The sequence below is a fragment of the Dictyoglomus sp. DH genome (assembly GCF_055181375.1).
The window spans coordinates 1,335,060-1,347,161 of sequence record NZ_CM143706.1 but is presented as its reverse complement, the minus strand read 5'-3'; the positions used below and the strand labels follow the sequence as shown (position 1 = coordinate 1,347,161).

Genomic DNA, 12,102 nt, shown 5'->3' with positions numbered 1-12,102 from the left:
AAATTTTAGGGAGAAAGTATGAGAAGAGAAATAATACCAAGTTTACTAGAAATCCAAGAATTAATATTACAACTAAGAGATTATGAAAAAAGGCTTAAAAATTTGGAATTAGAATTTGAAAACTATCTCAATGAAAATCTTAAGTTGATTAATGACAAAGAGGAAGAGTTAAGAAAGATCAATGATGATTTTAAGTTAATTAGAGATCAGCAAAAGGAAAAGGAAGATAAGGTTGTAATATATAGGGAAAAACTATCTCAGGAGGAAAAAAGAAGCTTAACTTTAAAAAATCCTAAAGAGGTGATGCATGTTGAAAAGGAAATTGAAAATCTAAAGAAACAAATTAATAATCTTGAAGATGAAATATTAAATTTAATGATTCAGTCAGAAGAAATAGATTTAAGGAAAAAACATGTAAGTTTAGAATTACAAAAAATGAGAGAAGAGTTTGAAAACAAGAAGAAAATATTAGAGAATGAGATAAATTTAGTTAAAGATGAGATAAGGAACTTATCTGATAATATTTCTGAAAAAAGGTCTAAGATACCTGAGCAAGATTTGATTGAGTTTGACAATTTATTAAAATCTAAAAATAGTAGAGCAATTGCCAGAGTTATAAATAAAGAAATATGTGAAGGCTGCAGACTTTCGATACCTAAAGCTGTTTTAGAAAAGGTTAAAAAAGGTGATATTGTAAATTGTCCGAATTGTGGTAGAATTTTATGGTTGGAATAATATTATTAAGGTAGGAAATTTATGGAATTAATATTATTATTACTTTTTGCAATCTTGATATTGTATATAGGTGATAGAGTTATTAAATATTTAACAACTCCTCGATGTCCTAATTGTGGTAAAGTTTTGAATGTACATTACAAATTAATCAAAGCTCCGACAACTATTGAGGATGGAATAGAAGAAAAGACTTTATACTGTGAATGCGGATACGAAAGGAAAGTAACATATAAAGTTCCTTACTGGAAAATAGTTAGGAAAGAAGGACTTAGAGGTTTTGAAGTTGTACCTTGGACTAAGTTGTATGAGGGGGAAGAAGTAGATCAGGCAACCGCGGAATCGAAAGATTCCGAGGAAAGTCCGAACACCACAGGGCAGGGTGCTGGGTAATACCCAGTCAGGGTAACCTGAAGGATAGTGTCACAGAAAACAGACCGCCCATATAAGGTTAATGAAAATTCTTATATGGGTAAGGGTGAAAAGGTGAGGTAAGAGCTCACCAGCAGGAAGGGTGACCTTCCTGGCTTGACAAACCCCACCCGGTGCAAGGCCAAATAGGAGGGGTTGAGGTGGCCCGCTGACCCTCGGGTTGGCCGCTTGAGGTAAGGAGTAATCCTTACCCTAGATAGATGGTTGCCGCCCCTAAAAAGGGGAACAGAATTCGGCTTATGGTCTGCTTCTTCCCTCTTAGTGTTTATTAAACAAAACTTGAACAAAAGTTAGGCATTAATTTAACCAGTTTTAATAAACCCTTATTACATCATATTTAACTCTTATTTCTATTTGTTAAGGATTACATTGTATAATTGTGTAAAAAGGTGGTAAAAAGTGGAAATCTTGTGGGGGATATTAAATTGTTTTGTGGGGAATATCATTATTCTTTAGATGAGAAAGGGAGGATAGTTATACCTACAGTTTTTAGACAAGTATTAGGAGATACTTTTTATATAACAAGAGGCTTTGAAAAATGTTTAAACATTTATACTATTGTGGATTGGAATAATTTCTCAGAGATAATAAGTAGTTTTTCTCCTACGGATGATTATATAAGAAGATTATGTAGGTTTTGGTTTTCAGGCTCTGTACAAGTTACAACAGATAAGTTGGGCAGGATTCTTATTCCCTCTTTTCTTATCGAATATGCCCAACTAAATAGAGATGTGGTGATTGTAGGGGCTGGTAGACATATAGAGATTTGGGCAGAGGAAAAGTGGAAAGAAATTAATAAAGAAGAAGATTTGATTAATAATATGAACGAAATAAATGAAAAGATAAAGGACTTATGGAAGAGATAGAAATTATACATAAGCCAGTTATGCTAGATAAAGTTTTATATTACCTTAAGGTAACACCTGGAAAAATCTACATTGATGCTACCTGTGGACTTGGAGGACATAGTAGTGCCATATTGAGAGAATTAAATAGATCAGGGTTACTGATAGGTATAGATAGAGACATAGAAAGTTTAGAAATAGCTAAAAATAGGTTGAAAATTTATGGAGATAATTTTGTACTTTTTAATACAACGTTTGATAGAATTCCAGAAGTTTTAGAAAAGCTAAGTATAGCTAAAGTTGATGGTATCTTATTTGATCTTGGTTTCTCATCATATCATATAGAGAAAAGCAAGAGAGGTTTTTCCTTTCAAAGGCCTGAGGAACCTTTGGATATGAGATTTTCTAAAGATGACTCTTTAACAGCTGAATATATTTTGAATAATTTTTCTGAAGAGGAACTTGTAGAAATTTTTTACAAATATGGTGAGGAACCCAATGCCTACAAAATAGCAAGGAAAATAGTAGAAAGAAGAAAAATAAAACCCTTAAAATATGTGGGAGATTTGTTAGAAGTTATAGGGAAAAATATCCAAAATTATAAAAGGCATCCTGCAACCCGTATATTTCAAGCATTGAGAATAGCTGTAAATAGAGAATTAGATCTTTTAGAAAGGTCCTTAGAAATTACACCTCATATTCTTAATCCACAAGGAAGAATTGTAGTTATAACCTACCATTCCTTGGAAGATAGAATTGTAAAAAATTTTTTAAAGAACAACAGAGATAAATTTGAAATTATTACTAAAAAGCCAGTAGTACCTTCAAAAGAGGAGATTGAAAATAATAAAAGGGCAAGAAGTGCAAAGTTGAGAGTGGGGGAAAGGAGGGTGGAAAGTTGAAACAATTTTTAGTAATTATATTGTTTTTTTTAGTGTTTTTAAGTACAGTTTTTTTAAATGTAAAAGTTTCAGCTCTTAAAAGTGAAATGGCAAAAATAAACAGAGAAATAGATAACTTAGAAAAAGAAAAAGTATACTTGGAAACAAAGATTCAATCATCTTTAAGTATTAAAAATATAGAAACTAAGGCTCAAAAATTAGGTTTAACTTATCCTAAAAATGTGGTAGAAATAAAAGTTTATAATGGTAGAGTGGCAGAGGTAATAAGGGAGAAGTATTATGCAGCTTCTTTAGAACAATAAATATGGTAATATAAATTGTTTATGAATATTATAAGAGCACGAATATTCTTAACTTTTTGGATTATAACAATTTTTTTTATTGAAATATTTATCATTATACTCCAGTTAGGAGGGGGTATATCTTACCCTCAAACAAGGACAAAAGATAGGGGGATTATATTAGATAGGAATGGGGAAGAGATTGTATTTAATGTAAAAAGGAAATCTTTAGCTATTAATCCTAAAGGCATTGAGAGTAAAGAGAGAAAAAAAATAATATCCATACTTTCCAATAATCTTAAACTTTCTTCAGATGAACTTTACAAAAAGATAGATCTTCCATATGAATTTGTTTGGATTAAAAGAATGCTCTCTGATGAAGATGTCAAAAGAATAGAAAAATATGTTGATAATAAAAAGATTATTTTAATAGATGAACATTATAGGGCTTATCCTATGGGAATAGGAATTTCAAATCTTATTGGTTTTGTCGGAGTTGATAACCAAGGACTATCGGGATTAGAGGCATATTTTGATTCTTATTTAAGAAATGGATATAGTATTAGTCTTACTATAGATAAAAATCTTCAAGAGCTTTTGACTATGTATTTAAGAGAATACATGAAAGAGTATAATGCAGATGGTGCTTTTGGTGGAATTATGGATTTAAATACAGGAGAAATTATTGCCCTAACTACTCTTCCTGAAATTGATTTAAGTGGAAATCTTGATGAAATAATAGAACAGAATAATAGATTTAGAAATCTTTTAAGTACTGTTTTAGAACCTGGATCTCTCTTTAAAGTAGTTACAACTGCTATTGTCTTAGAAGAAAAATTGGTAGATGTAAATTTTTCTGTTTATTGTAAAGGAGAAGAAATAATTGACGGTTATAAAGTAAGATGTACAGAGCATCATGGATTAGTAAATATAGAAGATGCTTTAGTTAGATCCTGTAATATATATTTTTATTATTTAGCAAAAAAAATACCTGCATCTATCTGGGAAAAATATTTTAAACTCTTAGGGTTAGATTCTGATATACCATTAGATGTGAAGATCTTTTCTGGAGATACAATTTTACCTGATGTTAAAAGTAGTATTGTTGTGCATGGTACGTTAGGTTTTGGGCATGGTATTGGTATGACACCTTTGAAAATGTTATGGACTCTTAGTTTTGTAGGAAATGATGGGTTTTTAGTAAAACCTAAACTAATCAAAAAGATAGAAAATAATGGTAAAACTATATATACGTCTAAATCAGAAATATACAGACAAGTTTTTTCTAAAGATACATCTTTCCAGACATTAAATTATATGTTTCAGGTAGTAAAAAGAGGAACTGCAAATATCCTAGCTGATTTAAATTATAAAATAGCTGGAAAAACAGGAACTGCTCAAGTTTCCGGTAAATTTGGATATACATCTTATTATAATCACTTTTTCTTAGGTTTCCTCTTTTTAGATGATAAAAAATATTGTATTCTTGTTATGTTAGATAAGCCAAAGAAAGGTAGGTTTGCAAGAGAAACAGTAGTACCTATATTTGGTGAGATTGTTAAAAAACTCTCTATATATGGGAGGTTAATAAATTGAAAAATTTGCAGAATATATTAGGTTATTTTAAAGAAGAAATAATTGATATTATGGGAAGTACTTCTCTATATATAGAGGGTATTAGTGTAGATTCAAGAAAGGTTAAAAGTGATTATGTATTTTTTGCTTTGCCTGGAACTAAAGATGATGGGAAAAAATATATTGATCATGCAATATCAAATGGTGCTAAAGTAATCTTTTACAATGGTGATTTAAATTATGCAATAAAAGATGGTATAACTTATATTAAAGTAAATGATATATTCAAAGTTCTTGGGATTTTTTCTTCTTCTTTTTATGATTTTCCAAATAAACATTTAAAGATATTTGGAGTTACGGGTACTAATGGAAAGACTACTACTGCGAATTTAATCTACCATTATTGGAAATCAAAAGGTAAAAAATCAGGTCTTATAGGTACTATAGATTATAGAATAGATGATGAGATCTATTCTTCCAATTTTACAACCCCACAGCCTCATGAACTACAGGAACTTCTAAGGAAGATGGTAGATAAAAAAATAGAATATGTTTCTATGGAAGTATCATCTCATGCTTTAGCTCTTAAGAGAATTGAAGGATTAGAATTCAAAGGTGTTATATTTACCAACCTAACTCAAGATCACTTAGATTTTCATAAAACTATGGAAGAGTATTTTAATTCAAAGATGAAAATCTTTGATTATTTAGAGCAGGATGGCTTTGGAATTATAAATAAAGATAATGAATGGACAGGAAAAATAAATCTAAAACACAAAAAAATTTATTGGGTGTCTCTATATGATGAGAAAGCTGATATAGTCCTTAAAAAATTTTTTGTAGATAAAAAAGGAATGTTCATAGAAGCTATTACTCCTATAGGTCAAATAGAATTATCTACCAAGTTAAGAGGAAAATTTAATATTTATAATCTTCTTTTTGCTGTAGGTTTATTAATGGCAAGCGGTGAAAACTTAGATGATATTGGTAAATATTTAGCTACTTTTAAAGGGGTAAAGGGAAGATTAGAGTTTATAGAAGAGGGACAAAATTTTGATGTGATTGTTGATTATGCTCATACACCAGATGGATTACTGAATGTTCTTGAGACAATTAAGGAGTTTACTAAAGGGAGGATAATTGTGGTATTTGGATGTGGTGGAGATAGAGATCCTACAAAGAGAGATAAAATGGGTGAAATATCTGCTAAATTATCTGATTATGTGATAATAACTTCGGATAATCCAAGAACTGAGGATCCTTTAAAAATCATTAGGGACATAGAGGCAGGAGTCAAAAGAGTTGGTTTTAGAAATTATGAGATTATAGAAAATAGAGAAGAAGCAATAAAAAAAGCCATAGAAATGGCAAAAGAAAACGATACTGTGCTAATTGCAGGTAAGGGACATGAAAACTATCAGATTATAGGAACTCAGAAATATCCATTTAGTGATCAAGAAATAGCAAGAAAATATATAAAGGAGCGCTTATTAGGGTATGAAGATTAATCTTACTGTAGAAGAAATACTAAAAGCTACAAAGGGATTCCTAATTAAAGGGAATTTAAAAGACGTAGTAAATAGTATCTCTATAGATTCGAGAACGATTAAACCTGAAGATCTATTTATACCATTAAAAGGAGAGAAATTTGATGGACATAATTTTATAAGCGAGGCAATAAGAAAAGGTGCAAAAGGCTTCATCTTTAGTAGAGATTTGGAAATTCCAGCAGAAGAAGTAATTATTATAAAGGTAAAAGATACTCTTATAGCCTTACAAGATTTAGCAAATTATTATAGGAAAAAGATTAAGGCAAAGGTTATTGGAGTTACAGGTAGTAGCGGTAAGACTACTACTAAAAATTTAATTGGTGAATTGTTAAGTAAGATAGGAAAAGTTAATATAAGTAGAGAAAATTATAATAATGAAATTGGAGTTCCACTAACTATATTAGAAACGGAAATAGATACGAATTTCTTAGTTTTAGAAATGGCTATGAGAGGTAAAGGACAGATTAGAGAATTAAGTAAAATTGCAGAACCTGATGTAGGAGTCATAACTAATATAGGTTGGGCTCATATTGGAATTTTAGGTTCCAGAGAAGCGATTATGGAGGCAAAAGCTGAGATTTTTGATTATATTAATGATCAAGGTTATGCGATTTTGAATAGGGATGATGACTTAAGTATACGGATTTTTGAAAACTTAAAATTAAATAAATACACCTTTGGATTTAATGAGGATAGTAACATAAGAGGGAAGATTTTAGATAAATTAGATGATAAAGTAAGAATGTCTATAGGTTTTCCAGATGAATCTGAGATTGAGATCTTACTACATTTATATCCATTAAACATATATAGAAATGTCCTTTCTGCTTTTGGAGTATTATGGATATTTTCTCCCGAATCTGTAAATAATTTTTCTTCTATTAATTATGATTTGTCATTACCCAAACAGAGGTTGACCACTAAAATTACATATAAAGGGATTAAAGTTATTGATGATACATATAATGCAAATCCTGATTCTGTTAAAACAGCTATTGAGTACTTAGATATATTGCCTTCATCTGGTAGGAAAGTCCTATTATTAGGGGATATGTTAGAACTTGGGGAATATAGCAATTCTGCACATAAAGAAGTGATAAAACATGCTATAGATAAGGATTTTTATTATTTATTATTTTATGGCGAAGAGTTTAGTAAGGCTATTGATGATATGAAAGCTGAATTAAAAAATATTTTTGATTCTAAAATTTTTCATACGAAAGATGAAAAAGAGATAAAGAGTTTTTTAAGAGAAATTTTGAGACCTTATGACATTATTTTAATTAAAGGTTCAAGGGCTATGAAAATGGAAAATTTCATTAAGTTCATTGAGGAGGAAATATGAGAGAACTATTATTTTTCAGTATTGTTTCTTTCATATTTTCATGGTTTTTTTTAAATTACTGGATTAAACTTCAAAAAAATAAACAAATAGGTAAATATATTAGAAAAGAAGGACCTTCATCTCATTTTTCTAAATCAGGAACTCCTATAATGGGGGGATTAATTTTTATAATTATTTCATTACCCTTTTTGTTTATAAAAGAGACCTTTTTTATCTCTTTATCCACCATACTTTTCGGATTATTAGGACTTATAGATGATTTAAAACTACTCAAAAATAAAGATTATGGAATAAGACCTCTTAAAAAAATATTTCTATCTTTTGCTTTAACCTTGATAATGTTTTTTTCTTATGGTTTATTTTCTACTCCAGATTATAAGCTAAGTTGGGGCTCATACACTCTATTTAACTCAAGAATTATTTACTTTATATTATTTTTTTGCCTCTTTATCGCAGTACCTAATGCAGTTAATTTGACTGATGGTCTTGACGGACTAGCAGGTGGGACTACTTTAATTACTTTTTTAACCCTTTTAATTTATAAATTTTCTTATACTTCCTTACAAATAAACATATATATAGGTGTTATTATAGCATCAATCTTAGCCTTTCTTTGGTACAATATGCATCCTGCTGAAATATTTATGGGAGATGTGGGTGCTTTTTCCTTAGGAGGAGCAATTTCTGCCTTAGCTGTAACAAAAAAGGTAGAATTTTTAATGATCTTTTTAGGAGGTATTTTTTTAATAGAATCTTTGTCCGTCTTTATTCAAGTATTCTTTTATAAATGGAAAAAGAAAAGAATCTTTTTGATGAGTCCTCTCCATCATCACTTTGAGTTAAAAGGATGGAAAGAAACAAAGATAGTGGCAAGATTTAATATAATTCATATCATTATGATTGTAGGAGGAATTATTTTATGGATGTTAATTTAATTTTTAAAAAAGCTTTAGTTTTAGGGCTTGGTATAAGTGGTTTGAAGATTGCAGAATTTTTAAAAAATGAAGGCATAGATGTAATTGTAAATGATTATAAAAAAGAAGATAGTTTTAAAGATGTGATCCCTTTGCTTAAGGAAAAAGATATAGATTTCTTCTTTGGAGATCATCCGGTAGAACTTTTACAAGATATTGATTTATTAGTGTTAAGTCCTGGTATCCCGAAAACAAATCCTATTTATCAAGAAGCTATAAAAAGAAACTTAAAAATTATTGGAGAAATAGAACTTGCTTATTGGTTTGCAAAGGTGCCTATTATTGCTGTGACTGGAACCAAGGGTAAATCAACAACTACTACTTTAATAGGGGAGATCTTAAATGGAGCAAAGATAGATAATTTGGTGGCTGGTAATATAGGTTTACCATTTATAAGTGTTGTAAAAAATCTTGATAAAGGTTATTTTGTATTAGAAGTAAGCAGTTTTCAGTTAGAAGATATTGAGAGTTTCAGACCCTACATATCGGTTTTTACAAATATTTATCCCGATCATTTAGATAGATATGGTAGTATGAATGAATATATAGAGGCAAAAGAAAGAATTTTTATGAATCAAAAAAAAGAAGATTTTGCTATTTTAAATTATGATCAAGATATTATAAGGGAAGTAGCCAAAAAGTACCCCGTAAATAAACTATACTTTAGTGAAAACCCAATTAAAGAGTACGGCATATATTTCGATAAAAATAAACTTATTTATTATACAGAGAACAAAAATGGTTTTATAAATCCCTCTCCTAATGGGTTATGGAATAGTATTTTACTAAAGAATTTTATGGCTGCATCTTTAGTAGGATTAATTCTTGGTATAGATGAAAAAGTTATTGAAGATGTGGGAAATAAATTTAAGGGAATACCTTTTGCTTTGGAAAAAGTAGATACCGTAAATGGAAGATTATTTATTAATGATTCAAAGGCTACTAATCCAATTTCAACCATATCAGCTATAAAAAGTATTAATGCAAGTATCGTATTAATATTGGGTGGAAGAAATAAAAATTTTGATTTTACTGAACTTTTTGAAAATATAAAACAAAATGGCAATGTAAAGCATGTAGTTCTTATTGGAGAGACTAAAAATATAATGAGAGATTTAGCCAGATCTTATGATATATCATATGAGGAAGCAGATACATTAGAGGAGGCTGTTAAAAAGGCTTATTATTTATCGGATTTTGGTGATGTAATATTACTTTCTCCTGCTTGTGCAAGTTTTGACATGTTTGAGAATTATAAAGAGCGAGGTAAAGCTTTTAATAAGATAGTTGAGAGATTAAAAAATGAAAAGATATGATAGAATGATATTTATTTTATCATTGCTACTTTCCCTTATTGGGCTTCCGGTAATTCATACAGCGAGCTGGAAGTGGGCAAGTATTTCGCTCAATAACCCTTCTTATTTTTATAAGCACCAATTGATTTATTTACCTTTAAGTATTGGAATTGCATTTTTTGTATCTATAATTCCAATAAATTTTTGGAAAAAGTTTTCTTTTCCTCTCTTAATATTAGGTTTTTTAGGATTAATATTAGTTTTTATACCACCTTTTGGGAAAGTCTCAAGAAACGTTGCACGTTGGATTGAAATAGGGCCTATACAGATTCAACCAATTGAGATAATGAGGTTTAATTGGATTATTTTTCTTGCTAAATTTTTATCTTTAAATAAGGATAAAAAATTAGAAAACATAAGGTTAATATGGATAATGGTTTTTTTGTTTTTAATAGCTTTTCTTCTATATCTTCAACCTAATGTAAGTATGCTAATATTGTTTTCTCTTTCAACCTTTATAATCCTCTTTATTTCTAATATGGATTATAAACAAACCACGCTTTTGGCTTTAATCTTGATCCTTTTTATTGGTATCTCAATATTAACTGGAGACTATAGAAAGCAGAGAATAGTTATGAGTGGATCATTTTTCCCCCTTTTTTCAACTTATCAGCAAAGTCAAGCTTTAAATGCAATAAAAGATGGAGGATTATTTGGAAAGGGTTGGGGTAGAGGTATCTTGAAATTTTATATTCCAGAAGCATATAATGATTTCTTGTTGCCAGTAATCTTTGAGGAGGGAGGATTAATAGCTGGTACTTTTATTATTTTTATTTATGTTTTGTTGATTTTAACTATATTTTATTTATCTTTAAATATTTCGAAAAAAGATCTTTTTAGTGGGTTATTAAGTATGGGAATATTAGTTTTTTGGGGTATTGAGATTATTTTAAATATATTAATGACTATAGGTTTTTTACCTGTTATGGGTTTACCATTACCTTTTTTAAGCTTTGGGGGTTCTGCTCTAGTAGTTAATTGGGCTCAAGTAGGATTATTAATGAAACTGGGAAGTATAGGTGATATAAAATGATTAGTTTAGTTTTTGCTGCTGGAGGAACAGGTGGACATGTGATACCAGCCATTAATATGGCCGATTTTATTATTAGTAAAGCACCCCATTGGAAAATTGTCTTTATAGGAAGAGAAAATAGTTTGGAAGAAAGACTTATAGTTGGAAAATATCAATTTTATGGTCTTCCGCTTAACAAAAGTACAGAATTAAAATCTACAAAGTTTTTATTCTCGGTGAAAAAGAGTATACATATTTTAAATGAAATAAAACCTGATCTTTTAATAGTATTCGGAAGCTATATTACAGTTCCAGTTTTGATCTCTGCTATAATTAGAAGATATCCTTTTTGGCTTCATGAGCAAAATGTTATTCCAGGGAGAGTAACTAAATTGTTTACCCCCTTTTCGACAGGTGTAGCAGTTACTTTTTCTGATACAAAAAAATATTTGGGAGATAGATCAAAAATTTTTGTAACTGGTAATTTTATAAAAACTGAATTATTGACTTTAGATAAAGAGAATTGTAAAAAAGAATTAGGGTTTCAAACAGATAGAAAACTTCTTCTGATTACTGGAGGAAGTCAGGGGGCAAGGATGATAAATATGGTAGTAAAAGAGATTATTCCTCAGCTTTTAGAGAATGGTTGGCAGGTACTTCATCAAATAGGTGAAAAAAATTATGTGGAATTTGTGAAAGATATCCCTCTTGAAGAATGGGTTAACAGAGGATATAATCCTGTTCCTTTCATAAAAAATATGGAGATTGCAATAAGGGCATCAGACCTTGCTATAAGTAGGGCTGGTGCTACAACCATTTCTCAGTTTTTGGTAGCAGGTTTACCTGCCATATATATTCCTTATCCATATGCGAAAGATAATCACCAAGTATATAATGCAGAATTTGTAGTTAAGAGGGGAGGGGGAGAGATAATTTTTGAAAAGGATCTTAATCCTGATCTACTTTTTAAACATATTATGAATTGGGATGATAATAGGTTATTAGAAGCTTCTGCTGTTTGCATCTCAATTTCTAATCCTTATGGTAGAGAATATTTTTGGAATTTGATTTTAGAGACATTAGAAGGGAGGAACTAAAT

At 29.7% G+C, this 12,102-nt stretch carries 11 protein-coding genes and 1 other RNA gene; all 12 read left to right on the top strand.

Annotation, left to right across the window (positions count from 1 at the left end; genetic code table 11):
* Nucleotides 1-18: 18 nt before the first annotated feature.
* The gene (locus ACY3JJ_RS06660) at nt 19-735 is read left to right on the top strand and encodes a zinc ribbon domain-containing protein (RefSeq protein ID WP_463091328.1); all 717 of its coding nucleotides are present in this window, start codon (nt 19-21) and stop codon (nt 733-735) included.
* A gap of 315 nt (nt 736-1,050) precedes the next feature.
* An RNA gene (rnpB, locus tag ACY3JJ_RS06655) (RNase P RNA component class A) lies at nt 1,051-1,419 on the top strand.
* Nucleotides 1,420-1,589: 170 nt separating this feature from the next.
* Nucleotides 1,590-2,030, top strand: coding sequence for a division/cell wall cluster transcriptional repressor MraZ (gene mraZ, locus ACY3JJ_RS06650; RefSeq protein ID WP_463081982.1), 441 nt, complete (start codon nt 1,590-1,592; stop codon nt 2,028-2,030).
* Nucleotides 2,018-2,911 carry a 16S rRNA (cytosine(1402)-N(4))-methyltransferase RsmH gene (gene rsmH / locus ACY3JJ_RS06645; RefSeq protein WP_463091327.1) on the top strand — a complete coding sequence of 298 codons (894 nt, stop codon included), beginning with the start codon at nt 2,018-2,020 and terminating at the stop codon, nt 2,909-2,911. The genes mraZ and rsmH overlap by 13 nt, the downstream gene beginning before the upstream one ends.
* Complete coding sequence (locus tag ACY3JJ_RS06640) at nt 2,908-3,213, top strand: hypothetical protein (RefSeq protein ID WP_463091326.1); 306 nt, start codon at nt 2,908-2,910, stop codon at nt 3,211-3,213. Before rsmH ends, ACY3JJ_RS06640 begins: the two co-directional genes overlap by 4 nt.
* Before the next feature lie 21 nt (nt 3,214-3,234).
* Nucleotides 3,235-4,788 (top strand): peptidoglycan D,D-transpeptidase FtsI family protein, encoded by a 1,554-nt coding sequence (locus ACY3JJ_RS06635; protein WP_463091325.1) that lies wholly within the window; start codon nt 3,235-3,237, stop codon nt 4,786-4,788.
* The gene (locus ACY3JJ_RS06630; RefSeq protein ID WP_463091324.1) at nt 4,785-6,275 is read left to right on the top strand and encodes a UDP-N-acetylmuramoyl-L-alanyl-D-glutamate--2,6-diaminopimelate ligase; all 1,491 of its coding nucleotides are present in this window, start codon (nt 4,785-4,787) and stop codon (nt 6,273-6,275) included. The genes ACY3JJ_RS06635 and ACY3JJ_RS06630 overlap by 4 nt, the downstream gene beginning before the upstream one ends.
* A complete protein-coding gene (locus tag ACY3JJ_RS06625; RefSeq protein WP_463091323.1) occupies nt 6,265-7,662 on the top strand; it encodes a UDP-N-acetylmuramoyl-tripeptide--D-alanyl-D-alanine ligase in 1,398 nt (465 codons plus the stop codon). Before ACY3JJ_RS06630 ends, ACY3JJ_RS06625 begins: the two co-directional genes overlap by 11 nt.
* Nucleotides 7,659-8,597 (top strand): phospho-N-acetylmuramoyl-pentapeptide-transferase, encoded by a 939-nt coding sequence (gene mraY / locus ACY3JJ_RS06620; RefSeq protein ID WP_463091322.1) that lies wholly within the window; start codon nt 7,659-7,661, stop codon nt 8,595-8,597. Before ACY3JJ_RS06625 ends, mraY begins: the two co-directional genes overlap by 4 nt.
* Nucleotides 8,582-9,952, top strand: a complete 1,371-nt coding sequence (gene murD, locus ACY3JJ_RS06615) for a UDP-N-acetylmuramoyl-L-alanine--D-glutamate ligase (protein ID WP_463091321.1) — start codon at nt 8,582-8,584, stop codon at nt 9,950-9,952. The genes mraY and murD overlap by 16 nt, the downstream gene beginning before the upstream one ends.
* A complete protein-coding gene (locus tag ACY3JJ_RS06610; protein ID WP_463091320.1) occupies nt 9,939-11,024 on the top strand; it encodes an FtsW/RodA/SpoVE family cell cycle protein in 1,086 nt (361 codons plus the stop codon). The genes murD and ACY3JJ_RS06610 overlap by 14 nt, the downstream gene beginning before the upstream one ends.
* A complete protein-coding gene (locus ACY3JJ_RS06605) occupies nt 11,021-12,100 on the top strand; it encodes a UDP-N-acetylglucosamine--N-acetylmuramyl-(pentapeptide) pyrophosphoryl-undecaprenol N-acetylglucosamine transferase (protein WP_463091319.1) in 1,080 nt (359 codons plus the stop codon). The genes ACY3JJ_RS06610 and ACY3JJ_RS06605 overlap by 4 nt, the downstream gene beginning before the upstream one ends.
* Nucleotides 12,101-12,102 lie beyond the last annotated feature (2 nt).